The following is a 15,127-nucleotide window of genomic DNA, read 5'->3' on the forward strand; positions in this document are numbered from 1 at the left end:
CGGTGGAGAAGGGTTCCGCCGGAGAGCGGGGTCGTCCGTCGCGGGCAGCCCACCACCCCGGATCCCCAGAACTCTGATCGTGAGGATCTCAGGAGTTATGCCCAAGCTGATCGCATTCAACGAGGAGGCCCGGCGCGGCCTGGAGCGTGGCATGAACACGCTCGCCGACGCCGTCAAGGTCACTCTCGGCCCCAAGGGCCGCAACGTCGTGCTCGAGAAGAAGTGGGGCGCCCCCACGATCACCAACGACGGCGTGTCCATCGCCAAGGAGATCGAGCTCGAGGACCCCTACGAGAAGATCGGCGCCGAGCTGGTCAAGGAGGTCGCCAAGAAGACCGACGACGTCGCCGGCGACGGTACGACGACCGCCACGGTCCTGGCCCAGGCGATGGTCCGCGAGGGCCTGCGCAACGTGGCCGCCGGCGCCAACCCGATGGGTCTCAAGCGCGGCATCGAGGCCGCTGTCGAGGCCGTCTCGGAGCAGCTGTCCAGCATGGCCAAGGAGGTCGAGACCCGCGAGCAGATCGCGGCCACGGCCACCATCTCCGCCGGTGGCGACACCACCGTCGGTGACGCCATCGCCGAGGCGATGGACAAGGTCGGCAAGGAGGGCGTGATCACGGTCGAGGAGTCGAACACCTTCGGCATCGACCTCGAGCTCACCGAGGGCATGCGTTTCGACAAGGGCTACATCTCGGCCTACTTCGTCACCGACCCCGAGCGCATGGAGACCGTGCTGGAGGACCCCTACGTCCTGCTCGCCAACTCCAAGATCAGCAACGTCAAGGACCTGCTGCCGCTGCTCGAGAAGGTCATGCAGTCCGGCAAGCCGCTGCTGATCATCTCCGAGGACGTCGACGGCGAGGCTCTCTCCACGCTGGTCGTCAACAAGATCCGCGGCACCTTCAAGTCGGTCGCCGTCAAGGCCCCCGGCTTCGGTGACCGTCGCAAGGCCATGCTGCAGGACATCGCGATCCTGACCGGCGGCCAGGTCATCTCCGAGGAGGTCGGCCTCAAGCTCGAGTCGGCCACCATCGACCTGCTGGGCCAGGCCCGCAAGGTCGTCATCACCAAGGACGAGACCACCATCGTCGAGGGTGCCGGCGACCAGGGCCAGATCGAGGGCCGGGTCAACCAGATCCGCGCCGAGATCGAGAAGTCCGACTCCGACTACGACCGCGAGAAGCTGCAGGAGCGCCTGGCCAAGCTGGCCGGCGGCGTTGCGGTGATCAAGGTCGGCGCGGCCACCGAGGTCGAGCTCAAGGAGCGCAAGCACCGCATCGAGGACGCCGTTCGCAACGCGAAGGCGGCCGTCGAGGAGGGCATCGTCGCCGGCGGTGGCGTGGCGCTCGTCCAGGCCGCGGCCACGGCGTTCGACAAGCTCGAGCTCGTGGGCGACGAGGCCACCGGCGTCAACATCGTGCGCGTCGCCACCTCCGCCCCCCTCAAGCAGATCGCGATCAACGCCGGTCTCGAGGGCGGCGTCGTCGCCGAGAAGGTCGCCAACCTGGAGGCCGGCCATGGTCTCAACGCGGCGACCGGTGACTACGTCGACATGATCGCCGAGGGCATCATCGACCCCGCCAAGGTGACCCGCAGCGCGCTGCAGAACGCCGCGTCCATCGCGGCGCTCTTCCTCACCACCGAGGCCGTCGTGGCCGACAAGCCCGAGAAGGCCGCGCCCATGGGCGGCGACCCCTCGGGTGGCATGGGCGGCATGGACTTCTGAGTCCCGCCCCCCGCTGAACCAGACGTCGACCCGTCGCACTCCGGTGCGGCGGGTCGACGCTCGTTTTCAGGACCAGCGGAACGAGACGACCATCGGGTCGATCTGCGCGCGCCGCTCGGCGAGGGTGTCGATCCGGCTGTGCTGGAAGGTGATCCGGTAGAGGAAGCGGCCGCGCTGGACGAACCACGTCTCCTCGGTGAAGTACAGGTCGTCGCCCGGCGCGTAGTACACGGCGCGGATGCGGGCCGCCTGCTGGCCGTCGAGCCACCCGGCCGGCAGCGGGTCGCTCTCCTCGAGGGTGATGGAGTCGTCGTTCTCGTCTAGCGCCTCGACCGAGCCCTGCGCCGCGATCTCGAGCAGCGGGAGCGAGTCGAGCCGGAGCGCCGGGACGGAGCGGCGGACGAAGACCGAGGAGTAGTAGCCCTCGAGGTCGTCGTAGTCGCGGGCGCCCACGCCCTGGTCGACCACCCCGGGGTCGATGGTGCCCCAGCCCGCGGGTGCGCTGAGCGACGCCGCGCCCAGCGCGATCCGGACGCCGGTGGCCGGCGGGACGTCGGGGTAGACCGGCTTCGGCCGAGGCTTGGGCTTGGGCTTGGGGGGCGTCGGGGTGGTGCTCGTGGTCGGCTCGGTGGGGGTGGGCTCGGTCGTCGGCTCGGTGGTCCCGGTCGTCTCGGTGGTCCCGGTGGTCTCCGTGGCCCCGGAGGTGGCGGCGGTCGACGAGCCGCGTGCCTCGGGCTCGCCGTCGTCGCCCGTGGTGGCGACCGCGACCGTCACGCCGACCACGATCGCGACGACCGCGGCCACCGCGGCGGCCACGACCAGCGCCGTACGCCGGCGGCGCCGCGGCTGCGGGTGGTAGCCCGGGGCCGCGGGGTGGGCCGGCGGGGGGAAGGGTGGCTGGGCCGGGGCGTGGACCGGCGGCGCCTGTCCCCAGCCCGACGGTGCCGGCACCGACGGCGCCGAGGGCACCGGCGGAGCCGGACGCACGGGCGGCAGCGGCGGGGTCGCCGGCAGTGGGGACGGCGGCGGTGCGGCGGGGCCGGCACCCGACAGCGGGGTCTGCGGGGTCAGCGGCGGGTGCGGCGTCGACTGGGCGAGCCGGCCGAGCTCGCGCAGGTCGGCGCGCATCGCCCGGGCGTCGGGGTAGCGGTGGGCGGGATCCTTGGCCATCGACCGCTGGAGCACGGCGTTGACGGCCGCGGCGACCTGCGACGTCTCGACCATCCGCGGCACCGGCGCGTTGAGGTGGCTCATGCCGATCTGGACGTCGCTGCCGGCGTACGGCGCCGCGCCGACCAGCGAGGTGAACAGCACGCACCCCAGCGCGTAGAGGTCGGAGGACGCCGTGGCGGGCTCGCCGCGCAGCCGCTCAGGAGCGAGGTAGGCGAAGGTGCCGGCGACCGCACCGGGGGCGGTCAGGCCCGGGTCGCGGTCCTGGGCGATGCCGAAGTCGCAGAGGTAGACGAACACCTCCGAGCTGACCTCGCGCAGCAGCACGTTGCTCGGCTTGACGTCGCGGTGGACCGCCCCGGCGGCGTGGGAGTCGCCGAGCGCCCAGGCGATCTGCTCGGCCACCTGGGCGGCCGGTGCGGTCGGGACCCGACCGTGCCGGCGCAGCGCCGCGGCCAGGTCGCCGCCGGCGACGTACTGGGTGGCGATGTAGAGGCAGCCGTCCTGCTCGCCGTGGTCGAGCACCTGGACGACGTGCGGGGAGTCGAGCCGGGCCAGCACGCCGGCCTCGCGGGTGAACCGGGTGCGGTAGTCGGCCTGGGTGGCGAGGTCGGGGGAGAGGACCTTGAGCGCGACCGCGCGACCGAGCCCGCGGTGCTCGGCCGCGAACACGACACCCATGCCGCCGCGGCCCAGCTGGCCGGTGATGCGGTAGCCGGCAAAGTCCTCGCCGACGGAGGGGAATCGGGCCACACGTCACCTCCAGATCGCGGTCCGGTGCCCGGCACTCTCTCACGCGCCGGACCCCGCGAGACGCCCGGCTTCCACGTCTGGCACGGTGGGCACGTGACCTCCCCGGCCCGCCGAGAGCGCCTCGAGGAGGTGGCCCGCGAGGTGGTCGAGCCCGTCCGACGGTTCCTCGCCCGGCGTACCGACCCGGCCACCGCCGACGACGTGCTCGGCGACACGCTGCTCGTCTGCTGGCGTCGCATCGACGAGGTCCCCGACCAACCGCTGCCGTGGGCGTACGGCGTGGCCCGCCGCTGCCTGGCCAACGCCGAGCGCAGCAGCCGCCGCCAGCGCCGGGCTGCCGCCCGCGCCGCGACCCTCGACCGGCCCGTCACGACCGTGGCCGGCCCGGGCGACGACGGGGGCGACGACCGCGCCACCGCGGCGGTCGCTGCCGCGCTCGCCGGGCTCCGCGCCGACGACGCCGAGGTGCTGCGCCTGTGGGCGTGGGAGGAGCTGACGGCGTCCGAGATCGCGGTGGTCCTCGACGTCAGCGCCAACGCCGCGAGCATCCGCCTGCACCGGGCCCGGGAGAAGCTGCGGGCCGAGCTGCGAAAGGCCGGCGTGGGTGCCGGACATGAGGAGTCGACGGAGAGGAGGAAGCCGTGAGCCAGCCCCACGACGACGGCGACGACGGGCTGCGCGCCCTGCTGCGCAGCGCCGACCCGGCCGCCTCCCTCCCCGTGGCCGACCCGACCCGGGTGGCCCGACTCCTGGAGGACACCGTGACCGACCCCCTCACCGACGAGTCCCGCTCCGACGGCGCCTGGGGCCGCAGCCGGCTCACCTGGCTCGTGGCGGCCGCGGCCGCCGTCCTGATCGCGGCCGGCGTGCTGCTCGCGGTGACCCAGGGCGACGACGACCCCGGCCCGGGAGCCGCCGACGGCACGCCGGCACCGACGGACACCGACTCCGACCAGTCGGTCACCGAGCTGAGCGCCGGCGACCCTGCCGGCGCCCGCTGCCGGCGCCCGGAGGACGCCGTCGACGTGGTCGCCGCGCAGGAGGTCGCCTTCGACGGGGTGGTGGAGTCGATCAGCGGCAACCTCGTGACGCTGCGACCCACGACGTTCTACGCCGGCGACGCGACCGACCTGGTGCTGGTGCGCGCGCCCGGGACCGACCTGGAGGCGCTGCTGGCGGCGGTGACGTTCCGCGAGGGCGAGCGCTACCTGGTCTCGGCCACCGACGGCCGGGTCACGCTGTGCGGCTTCACCGACGCCTGGTCCGAGCGCCTCGCGGCCGCCTACGACGAGGCGTTCGCCCGATGACCGCCGGTCTCGTCCTCGCCGCGGGCGGCGGGTCCCGGATGGGCCGCCCCAAGGCGCTGGTCCGCGACGACGACGGCACGTCGTGGCTGCAGCGCAGCGTCGAGGTGCTCCGTGACGCCGGCTGCGACCACGTCCTGGTGGTCCTGGGCGCGGCCGCCGAGGAGGCGGGGGCGCTGGTGCCCGAGGGCGTGCGCACCGTGGTCGCCGACGACTGGGAGACCGGCATGGCCGCCTCCCTCTCCACCGGCCTCGCCGCGCTCCAGCACGACGACGGCGAGGTCGCGCTCATCCTCCTCGTCGACCTGCCCGACGTCGGCGCCGACGCCGCCCGCCGGGTGCTCGCCGCCGCCGACGGCCCCACCAGCCTGGCGCGGGCGACGTACGACGGCCGCCCGGGGCACCCGGTGCTGATGGGCCGCGACCACTGGTTCCCCGCCGCCGCCGCCGTCGACGGCGACGAGGGCGCCCGCGACTACCTGCGCGACCACGGCTGCGTCGACGTCGAGTGCGGCGACCTCGCCACCGGCCGCGACGTCGACGGTCCCGGCAGCTGACGCTGGTCGAGCCGAGTCGAGACCCAGCGGGTTGCGCACGCTGCGGGGGTCTCGACTCGCCGTCGCGGGTTCGCAGGCTCACCCGCGACGCTCGCTCGACCGGCACGGCCTACGCCGGGCGCTCGTTCCTCGCACCCGACGTGCCCGCACCCAACCACCCGCCAACGCGTCCCCTCGTAGGCTCCGAGAGGTGCAGACCCCGTCGTCACCCGCCGAGATCGCGGCGCGGCTGAGCGCCACCGGCTACCTGTGCGACGAGGGCCTCAGCACGGTGGCCTACCTGGCGCTCGCGATGGAGCGGCCGCTGCTGCTCGAGGGCGAGCCCGGCACCGGCAAGACCGCGCTGGCCGAGGCGCTGGCGGTGGCGCTCGACGTACCCCTGGTCCGGCTGCAGTGCTACGAGGGGATCGACGCGACGCAGGCGCTGTACGACTGGGATTTCCCGCGCCAGGTGCTGCACCTGCGGGCGCTCGAGGCCGGCGGCGACGTCGACGCGGGCGAGGCCGAGAAGAGCCTGTACGACGAGCGGTTCCTGCTCGCGCGGCCCGTGCTGACGGCGCTGCAGCAGAGCCCGGTGGTGCTGCTGGTCGACGAGGTCGACCGTGCCGACGACGAGTTCGAGGCGTTCCTGCTGGAGGTGCTCTCGACCTACCAGGTGAGCATCCCCGAGCTCGGCACCGTCGCGGCCGCGACGCCCCCGGTGGTGGTGCTCACCTCCAACCGGACCCGCGAGCTGCACGACGCGCTGAAGCGCCGCTGCCTCTACCACTGGATCGACCACCCGGGCCTCGACCGCGAGGTCGCGATCGTCCGCTCGCGCGCGCCAGAGGTCTCGGCGACGCTGGCCGAGCAGGTCGTCGGCGTCGTCCAGCGGCTGCGCACCGGCACCGACCTCGAGAAGCCGCCGGGCGTCGCCGAGACCCTCGACTGGGCCCGCGCGCTGCACCACCTCGGCGCCGCCGAGCTCGACCTCGAGACCTCCGCCCGCACTCTCGGCGCGCTGGTGAAGTACCGCGAGGACGCCGACCGCGTGCAGCAGGCGCTCGACCAGATGCTGCGGCCGTGACCTCGTGACCGACCCCGACACCTTCCTCCTCGGCTTCACCCGGGCGCTGCGGGCGGCCGGGGTGCCGGTCACCCACGACCGCTCCGCCACCTTCCTCGAGGCCACCGCCCTGGTCGGCCTCGGCGATCGCGCCGCGACGTACGCCGCGGGGCGGGCGACGCTCTGCTCCGCCCCCGACGACCTGGTCCGCTACGACCAGGTCTTCGAGGCCTACTTCGACGCGCGCACCGGGCTGCCGCGCGAGCGGCCCGCACCGCCGTCGCGACCGGTGTCGGCCCAGCTGTCGCTCGGGTCGGGCGACGGCGAGGGCGGCGACGACGACCACGACGACGTCGTGCGCGCCCTGGCCAGCGACGTCGAGGTGCTGCGGCACCGCGACGTCGCGACCATGACCGCGGCCGAGAAGCACCGGCTGGCGGGGCTGCTCGCGACCCTGCGCCCGCGGCCGCCGCTGCGTCGTACGGTCCGGCACGAGCCGTGGCGGCGCGGCCAGGTCGACGCCGCCCGCACCCTGCGCGCGACGCTGCGCCGGCACGGCGAGCCGGCGCGGGTCGAGTGGCGGCACCGGCGGCTCAAGCCGCGCCGGGTGGTGCTGCTGGTCGACGTGTCGGGGTCGATGAGCGGCTACGCCGACAGCCTGCTCCGGCTCGCCCACGCCATCACCCAGGCGCACGCGGCGCGCGGTGGTCGGGTCGAGACGTTCACCGTCGGCACCCGGCTGACCCACCTGACGCGCGCGCTGCGCACCCGCGACGCCGAGCGGGCGCTGGTCGCCGCGGGCGCCGCCGTACCGGACTGGTCGGGGGGCACCCGCCTGGGCGAGACCCTCAAGGCGTTCACCGACCGCTGGGGACGACGGGGGCTGGCGCGCGGCGCGGTGGTCGTCGTCTTCAGCGACGGCTGGGAGCGCGGCGACGTGACGCTGCTGGGCGACCAGGTACGCCGGCTCCGCGCCGTCGCGCACCGGCTCGTGTGGGTCAACCCCCACCGCGGCAAGACCGGCTACGAACCCGTGCAGCAGGGCATCGTCGCCGTCCTGCCGCACGTCGACGACCTGGTCGCCGGCCACACGCTGGCGACGTACGAGGAGCTCGTGGAGGTGGTGGCCCGTGCGTGACGTGCTCGGTGAGCTGATGGCGTGGTGGGAGGCCGGCGAGACCGTCGGGGTCGGCACCGTGGTGGCGACGTTCCGCTCGGCGCCGCGCCCGCCCGGCGCCTCGATGCTGGTCGGCCCCGACGACAGCGCCGTCGGGTCGGTCTCGGGCGGCTGCGTCGAGGGCGCGGTCTACGAGCTCGCGCAGACGGTGGTCGGCTCCAGCCAGCCGGTGCTCGAGCGCTACGGCGTCAGCGACGACGACGCCTTCGCCGTCGGCCTCACCTGCGGCGGCATCCTCGACGTGTGGGTCGAGAAGGTCTCCCGCGAGACCTTCCCCGAGCTCGGCGAGCTCGCCGCCGACGTCGAGGCCGGCCGCCCCGTCGCCCTCGCCACCGTCATCGAGCACCCCGACCCGTCCCGCCTCGGCTCGCGCCTCGTCGTCCGCCCCGACACCGGGATAGTCGTGGACGTTCCGCACGCAGACGACGGTGCCAAAGGTCCACGACTATCCCCGCTGTGGTCCGAGCGTGCCACCGACGCCGTCCACGACGACGCCCTCGGGCTGCTGGCCAGCGGCACCAACGCGACCCTCACCTACGGGCCCGACGGGGAGCGGCGGGGCGAGGGGATGCGGGTGTTCGTGTGGGCGTTCGCGCCCAAGCCGCGGATGCTGGTCTTCGGCGCGATCGACTTCGCCGCGGCGGTGGCCCGCGTCGGCGCGTTCCTCGGGTACGACGTCACCGTCTGCGACGCCCGGCCCGTCTTCGCCACCGCCAGCCGCTTCCCCGACGCCGACCGCGTGGTCGTCGACTGGCCCCACCGCTACCTCCGGGCCGAGCAGGAGGCCGGCGCGATCGACGGCCGCACGGTGGTCACGGTGCTCACCCACGACCCCAAGTTCGACGTCCCCCTGCTCGAGGTGGCGCTGCGCCTGCCCGAGGTCGCGTACGTCGGCGCGATGGGCTCGCGTCGTACGCACGACGACCGGGTGGCCCGGCTGCGCGAGGCCGGCCTCAGCGACGACGAGCTCGCCCGGCTCTCGAGCCCCATCGGTCTCGACCTCGGCGCCCGCACCCCCGAGGAGACCGCGGTGAGCATCGCCGCCGAGATCATCGCCGGCCGCTGGGGCGGGACGGGCCAGCCGCTCGCCGACCGGGAGGGCCGGATCCACGGCTGAGCGTGCGGGCCGGCGGCTCGGGCCCCACGAAGGCGGTGACCCGGCTCACGCCCCCGGGGTAGCGTGCGCGACATGGGCGAGTCCGACCTCGACGCACGCAAGCAGGCGTGCCTGCACGCCTGGACGACCTACGTCGAGCAGGGCGACGCGGCCGAGCCGCTCGTGCGGCCCGAGATCCTCGACAGCTGGGCCCGGTCGGGTGCCGCCGTCGAGCCCGACGTCGAGGCGGCCCCGCTGGCCGACGAGTCCGAGACCACCGCGATGTGGCGCGACTCGCCGCTGCAGGTCGCGGTCGAGCGGGTCGAGTCCGAGCTGCGGCGCACCGCCGAGGACGGCGACCTGGTGCTGGCCGTCACCGACCCCGACACCCGGGTCCTGTGGACCTACGGCGGCCGCGTGATGCGCCGCAAGGCCGAGGCCGTCAACTTCGTCCCCGGCGGACGCTGGGACGACCAGTCCGTCGGCACCAACGCCCTCGACCTGGCCAACCGGCTCGGCGAGCCGGCGATGGTCTTCAGCGCCGAGCACTACGCCTCGATCGTGCACAACTGGGTCTGCTGGGCCGCGCCGGTCGTCGACCCCGTCAGCGGCCGCCACCTCGGCGTCATCGACCTCTCCACCACCTGGGACCGCACGCACCCCATCGGCCTGGCCACGGCCCGGGTGATGGCCCGGCTGATCGAGACGGCGCTGCCCCGGTCGGCCCACCCCACCGTCGACGGCACCACCGACCCCGGGCTCGTGCTGACCCTGCTGGGCACCGCCGAGGTCCGGCTCGACGGCAAGCGGCTGCTGCTCAACCGCCGCCAGACCGAGGTGCTCGCGCTGCTCGCCCTGCACCCCGAGGGCCTCTCCCTCGAGCAGCTGCACGCGCTCGTCTACGGCGACCAGGCCGTCACCTTCTCCACGCTCAAGGCCGAGGTCTCCCACCTGCGCGCCGCCCTCGGCGGCCGGCTCTCCTCGCGCCCCTACCGGCTCATGATGCCGGTGGCCACCGACGTCGACCACGTGCTCGGGCTGCTGCGCCGCGGCCACGTCGCCGCCGCCGTCGACGCCTACGGCGGCGACCTCCTGCCCGGCACCAACTCGCCGGCCCTCGCCGAGCTCGGCGAGTACGTCGCCGTCGCCGTGCGCGAGGCCCTCCTCGCCGACCCCGACCCCGACGCGGTGCTCCACTACGTCGAGCGGGCGCCGTACGACACCGCGGTGCTGGAGCGCTGCCTCGCCGTCCTCGGCGACGCCGCCCACCCCGCCAAGCCGCTGCTCAAGGGTCGGTTGGCTGCGGCGTCGGGCTGACGCCGGCGAGCACGCTGGTCGAGGAGGCCGGCCACGGCCGTCTCGAGACCACCGGTGACCCACGCTGGTCGAGGAGGCCGGCCACGGCCGTCTCGAGACCACCGGTGACCGACGCTGGTCGAGGAGGCCGGCCACGGCCGTCTCGAGACCACCGGTGACCCACGCTGGTCGAGGAGGCCGGCCACGGCCGTCTCGAGACCACCGGTCCGGCTCGCCGCTGCTTCTCGCCTCACCGGGTCTCGACTCGCGGTCGCGACCTCGCAGGCTCGGTCGCGCGCTCGCTCGACCGGGACAGCTCTGGCCGCAGGCTCGTTCCTCGCCTGCAGCCAACCTGACCCCAACCAGGTCGGCATAGCGTGAGCCGGGTCACACCCACCGCGTGCTGCAGGCACCATCCAAGGGAGAGTCCATGACCCGGATCCAGCTCACCGTCGACGGCGCGAAGGTGGCCGACGACGTCGAACCCCGGATGCTGCTCGTGCAGTACCTGCGCGAGAAGCTCGGCAAGACCGGCACCGTCATCGGCTGCGACACCAGCAACTGCGGGGCCTGCACGGTGCACCTCGACGGCACCAGCGTGAAGTCGTGCAACGTGCTCGCCGTGCAGGCCGACGGGTGCGCGGTGACCACGATCGAGGGCCTCGCGGCGACGTACGACGGGGGCGAGCTGCACCCGGTGCAGGAGGCGTTCCGGGAGTGCCACGGGCTGCAGTGCGGGTTCTGCACGCCGGGGATGATCATGCAGAGCGTCGCGCTGCTGGAGGGCAACCCCAGCCCCAGCGAGGAGGAGATCCGCGACGGGCTCGAGGGCAACCTGTGCCGCTGCACGGGCTACCACAACATCGTCAGGGCCGTGCAGCACGCAGCGGCCCAGGGCCAGCAGAGCGGCGCCACCGTCGGCGCCCCCGCCGCGGAGGTGCAGGCATGACCGCCGTCGCCGACGCCCCGGAGGGGATGGCCAAGGAGATCGGTCGCGAGCGTCGCCGCAAGGAGGACCAGCGCCTGATCACCGGCCGCACCCGGTGGACCGACAACCTCACGCCCCCGGGTGTCCTGCACCTCGCCATGGTGCGCAGCCCGTTCGCCCACGCCCGGATCACCTCGATCGACGTGACCGAGGCCAAGCAGTCCACCAACGTGGTCGACGTCCTCACCTCCGCCGACCTCGGCGAGAGCCAGGGCGTCTGCATCAACGCCTGGCCGATCACCCCCGACCAGGTCACGCCGACGCACCTGCCGATGGCCCAGGACCGGGTCGCCTTCGCCGGCGAGATCGTCGCCGTCGTCATCGCCCGCACCGCCGCGGAGGCCCGCGACGCGGCCGAGCTCGTCGACGTCGAGTACGACGAGCTGCCGGCCGTCATCGGCATCAAGGAGGCCGTCAAGGACGAGGTGCTCGCCCACCCCGACCTCGGCACCAACAAGTCCGCGCTCTGGGTCTTCGACTCCGCGGAGGCCGGCACCGGCGGCAACGTCGAGGACGCCATCAGCCGGGCGCGCGCCGACGGCATCGTCATCGAGCGCGAGTACCGGCAGCAGCGGTTGATCCCGGCGTTCATGGAGCCGCGCTCGACCGTGGTCGACCCGACCGGCGAGCAGATCACCATCTGGTCCTCCACCCAGATCCCGCACATCCTGCGCTTCGCCCTCGCCGCGACCACCGGTGTCCCGGAGTCGAAGATCCGGGTCATCGCGCCCGACGTCGGCGGCGGGTTCGGCGGCAAGCTGCAGCAGACGCCGGAGGAGATGATCACCTTCGCCGTCGCGCGCCGGCTCGGCCGGCCGGTCAAGTACACCGAGACCCGCAGCGAGAGCCTGGTCGCCGCCCACCACGGCCGCGACCAGTGGCAGAAGCTGACGCTGGCGGCCGAGAAGGACGGCACCGTCACCGGGCTCAAGGTCGAGCTGGAGGCCGACCTCGGCGCCTACGTCGCCATCGTCGGCGGTGGCGTGCCGGTGCTCGGCGCGTTCATGTTCAACGCCATCTACAAGTTCCCGGCCTACCACTTCAGCTGCCAGACGGTGCTCACCAACACCGCTTGGACCGACGCCTACCGCGGCGCCGGGCGCCCCGAGGCGACGTTCGCGATCGAGCGGCTGATGGACGAGCTGGCCGCCGAGGTCGGCGTCGACCCGCTCGAGATCCGGGAGAAGAACTGGATCACGCACGAGGAGTTCCCGTTCACCACGGTCGCCGGCCTGGAGTACGACTCGGGCCACTACGAGATCGCGACCGCGAAGGCCCGCGAGCTCTTCGGGTACGACGAGCTGCGCGCCGAGCAGCAGCGCCGCCGCGACAGCGGCGACACCGTGCAGCTCGGCATCGGTGTCTCGACGTTCACCGAGATGTGCGGGCTCGCGCCGAGCCGCGTGCTCGGCTCGCTCGACTACGGCGCGGGCGGCTGGGAGCACGCGAGCGTGCGGATGCTCGCCACCGGCACGGTCGAGGTCGTCACCGGCGCCAGCGCCCACGGGCAGGGCCACGAGACGGCGTTCAGCCAGATCGTCGCCGACCGGCTCGGCGTCCCCTTCGACGCCGTCGAGGTGCTGCACGGCGACACGCAGATCGCCTCCAAGGGCCTCGACACCTACGGCTCGCGCTCGCTCGTCGTCGGCGGCGAGGCCCTGGTGCGCGCCGCCGACAAGGTCATCGACAAGGCGCTGCCGATCGCGGCGCACCTGCTCGAGGCCAGCGTCGACGACGTGAAGTTCCACGAGGGCCGCTTCCAGGTCGTCGGCACCGACGCCGGCATCGCGCTGACCGAGGTCGCCACGGCGACGTTCGCCGCGCACAACCTGCCCGACGGCACCGAGCCGTCGATCGACGCCGACGCGACCTTCGACCCGGTGAACTTCAACTACCCCCACGGCACGCACCTGTGCGCCATGGAGGTCGACACCGAGACCGGTGCGGTGACGATGCGCAAGTACGCCTGCGTCGACGACATCGGCAACATCATCAACCCGCTGATCGTCTCCGGGCAGGTGCACGGCGGCCTGGTGCAGGGCATCGCCCAGGCGCTGTGGGAGGAGGCGGTGTACGACGAGTCGGGCACGCTGGTCTCCGGGTCGTTCGTCGACTACCTGCTGCCCACCGCCGCCGACACGATCAGCTTCGAGGTCGACCACACCACCACCCCGGCGACCACCAACTCCCTCGGCACCAAGGGCGTCGGCGAGGCCGGCACCATCGCCTCGACGCCGGCCGTGGTCAACGCGATCGTCGACGCGGTGCGCCACCTCGGTGTCCGCGACGTCCAGATGCCGTGCACGCCCGAGCGGGTCTGGAACGCCATCCACCGCGGGGGAGCGGGCGGCGCGACCGAGCCCGCCGCGATGCCGCACTTCGAGCCCGATGCCGAGCCCGGCACGAGCAGCACGGAAGGAGCCGGTTCATGATCCCCGCCATGTTCGACTACGTCGCCCCCACCTCCGTCGAGGACGCCCTGTCGGCGCTGGCCACCCACGGCGACGACGCCAAGATCATGGCCGGCGGGCAGAGCCTGCTGCCGGTGCTGCGGATGCGGCTCAACGCACCGGAGGTCGTCATCGACCTGGGCCGGATCGAGTCGCTGCGCGGCGTCCGCGACGACGGCGACGCGATCGTCATCGGGGCGATGACGCCGCACGCCGTGGTCGGGTCGCACCCGCTGGTCGAGCAGCACGCCCTGCTGGTGCACAAGGCGGTCCAGCACCTCGCCGACGCGCAGATCCGCAACCGGGGCACTTTCGGCGGCGCGCTCGCGCACGCCGACCCGGCCGGCGACCTCGGGGCGCCGGTGCTCGCGCTCGACGCCGAGTTCGTGGTCGCCGGCCCGGGCGGCACGCGCACGGTGCCCGCGACGGAGTTCTTCGTCGACCTCTTCGAGACCGCGATCGGCGAGGACGAGATCCTCACCGAGGTGCGCATCCCCAAGCACACCGGGTGGGGTGCGCACTACGAGAAGTTCGTGCGGGTGGCCCACCAGTGGCCGATCGTCGCGATCGCCGCGACGGTGCAGGGTGGGGGCTCGATGCAGGAGGTCCGGATCGGGCTGACCAACATGGGGTCGACCCCGCTGCGCGCGCGGGCCGTCGAGGACGCCCTGCGCTCGGGCCAGGACCTCGCCGCCGCGGCCGAGCTCGCCGACCAGGGGACCAACCCGCCGTCCGACCTCAACGGCGAGGCGTCCTACCGCCGGCACCTGTCCAAGGTGCTCACCCGCCGTGCGGTGCAGGCGGCGGCGGGCACCTGATGGACCTCGCGCACCGCTTCACCGTGGCCACCCCGGTCGAGGAGACCTGGGCGCACTTCCAGGACATCGCGGCGCTGGCGGAGTGCTTCCCGGGGGCCCAGCTGACCTCGGCCGACGAGGACTCGTTCGCCGGCACGGTCAAGGTCAAGCTCGGCCCGATCGCGCTCGTCTACACCGGCTCCGGCACGTTCGTGGACAAGGACGACGCCGCGCACTCGTTCCGCGTCGACGCCAAGGGCAAGGACAAGCGCGGCAACGGCACCGCCGGCGCGCAGGTCACGCTGAGCATGGCCTCCGGCGCCGACGGTGGCACCGACGTCGAGGTGCTCACCGACCTCAACATCACCGGCAAGCCGGCGCAGTTCGGGCGCGGGGTGATGCAGGACGTCTCCGACAAGCTGCTCGGCCAGTTCGTCGACTGCCTCGAGCAGCGGCTGCGGGCCGACCCGGAACCGGAGGTGGCCGCCGCGGCGGCCCCGCCCGAGCCGGACGTCGAGCCGACGCCCCTGGCCGACGCCGCCGCAGCCGCGACGGCGTCCGCACCGCCGCCCGTGCCCGAGCCGGCGCCCGCGCCGGCAAAGCCCGCCCCGGCACCCAGACCCGCCCAGGACGACTCCCTCGACCTCGGCGCCGCCGTCCTGCCGGTGCTCCTCAAGGGCTACTGGAAGCAGGGTCTCGGCGCGCTCGCGGTGCTCCTGGTGGTGTGGCGGTTGCTGCGGCGGTGAGGTCGGACGTGGGATAGTC

13 protein-coding genes are annotated in these 15,127 nt (G+C 73.8%); 12 read left to right on the forward strand and 1 reads right to left on the reverse strand.

Features of this window, described 5'->3' with window-relative positions; translation table 11 throughout:
* The first annotated feature begins 97 nt into the window (after window positions 1–97).
* Complete coding sequence (gene groL / locus AC4MBH_RS02475) at window positions 98–1,729, forward strand: chaperonin GroEL (RefSeq protein WP_491792752.1); 1,632 nt, start codon at window positions 98–100, stop codon at window positions 1,727–1,729.
* Window positions 1,730–1,795: 66 nt separating this feature from the next.
* On the opposite strand, the gene AC4MBH_RS02480 is transcribed toward groL, so the two are convergent.
* Window positions 1,796–3,652: a serine/threonine-protein kinase gene (locus AC4MBH_RS02480; protein WP_491792753.1), complete on the reverse strand. Its 1,857-nt coding sequence runs from the start codon at window positions 3,650–3,652 to the stop codon at window positions 1,796–1,798.
* 93 nt (window positions 3,653–3,745) lie between these two features.
* Between AC4MBH_RS02480 and AC4MBH_RS02485 the strand changes: the two genes are divergently transcribed.
* The 11 genes from AC4MBH_RS02485 (at window position 3,746) to AC4MBH_RS02535 (ending at window position 15,108) form a co-directional block, all read left to right on the forward strand.
* The gene (locus tag AC4MBH_RS02485) at window positions 3,746–4,297 is read left to right on the forward strand and encodes an RNA polymerase sigma factor (protein WP_491792754.1); all 552 of its coding nucleotides are present in this window, start codon (window positions 3,746–3,748) and stop codon (window positions 4,295–4,297) included.
* Entirely contained in the window at window positions 4,294–4,959 is a 666-nt protein-coding gene (locus AC4MBH_RS02490; RefSeq protein WP_491792755.1) for a hypothetical protein, read from the forward strand. Before AC4MBH_RS02485 ends, AC4MBH_RS02490 begins: the two co-directional genes overlap by 4 nt.
* On the forward strand, window positions 4,956–5,513 hold the full coding sequence (locus AC4MBH_RS02495) for a nucleotidyltransferase family protein (RefSeq protein WP_491792756.1): 558 nt from the start codon (window positions 4,956–4,958) through the stop codon (window positions 5,511–5,513). The genes AC4MBH_RS02490 and AC4MBH_RS02495 overlap by 4 nt, the downstream gene beginning before the upstream one ends.
* A gap of 190 nt (window positions 5,514–5,703) precedes the next feature.
* Window positions 5,704–6,579: an AAA family ATPase gene (locus AC4MBH_RS02500; RefSeq protein ID WP_491792757.1), complete on the forward strand. Its 876-nt coding sequence runs from the start codon at window positions 5,704–5,706 to the stop codon at window positions 6,577–6,579.
* Between the two features lie 4 nt (window positions 6,580–6,583).
* Window positions 6,584–7,696 (forward strand): vWA domain-containing protein, encoded by a 1,113-nt coding sequence (locus tag AC4MBH_RS02505; protein WP_491792758.1) that lies wholly within the window; start codon window positions 6,584–6,586, stop codon window positions 7,694–7,696.
* Complete coding sequence (locus AC4MBH_RS02510; protein ID WP_491792759.1) at window positions 7,689–8,852, forward strand: XdhC family protein; 1,164 nt, start codon at window positions 7,689–7,691, stop codon at window positions 8,850–8,852. The genes AC4MBH_RS02505 and AC4MBH_RS02510 overlap by 8 nt, the downstream gene beginning before the upstream one ends.
* A 72-nt stretch (window positions 8,853–8,924) precedes the next feature.
* Window positions 8,925–10,148 carry a transcriptional regulator gene (locus tag AC4MBH_RS02515; protein ID WP_491792760.1) on the forward strand — a complete coding sequence of 408 codons (1,224 nt, stop codon included), beginning with the start codon at window positions 8,925–8,927 and terminating at the stop codon, window positions 10,146–10,148.
* A gap of 409 nt (window positions 10,149–10,557) precedes the next feature.
* Entirely contained in the window at window positions 10,558–11,076 is a 519-nt protein-coding gene (locus AC4MBH_RS02520) for a (2Fe-2S)-binding protein (protein WP_491792761.1), read from the forward strand.
* Window positions 11,073–13,547 carry a xanthine dehydrogenase family protein molybdopterin-binding subunit gene (locus AC4MBH_RS02525; RefSeq protein ID WP_491792762.1) on the forward strand — a complete coding sequence of 825 codons (2,475 nt, stop codon included), beginning with the start codon at window positions 11,073–11,075 and terminating at the stop codon, window positions 13,545–13,547. Before AC4MBH_RS02520 ends, AC4MBH_RS02525 begins: the two co-directional genes overlap by 4 nt.
* The gene (locus AC4MBH_RS02530; protein ID WP_491792763.1) at window positions 13,544–14,383 is read left to right on the forward strand and encodes an FAD binding domain-containing protein; all 840 of its coding nucleotides are present in this window, start codon (window positions 13,544–13,546) and stop codon (window positions 14,381–14,383) included. Before AC4MBH_RS02525 ends, AC4MBH_RS02530 begins: the two co-directional genes overlap by 4 nt.
* Window positions 14,383–15,108: an SRPBCC family protein gene (locus tag AC4MBH_RS02535; protein WP_491792764.1), complete on the forward strand. Its 726-nt coding sequence runs from the start codon at window positions 14,383–14,385 to the stop codon at window positions 15,106–15,108. The genes AC4MBH_RS02530 and AC4MBH_RS02535 overlap by 1 nt, the downstream gene beginning before the upstream one ends.
* Window positions 15,109–15,127 lie beyond the last annotated feature (19 nt).

Source organism: Nocardioides sp. WJ219, assembly GCF_058559815.1.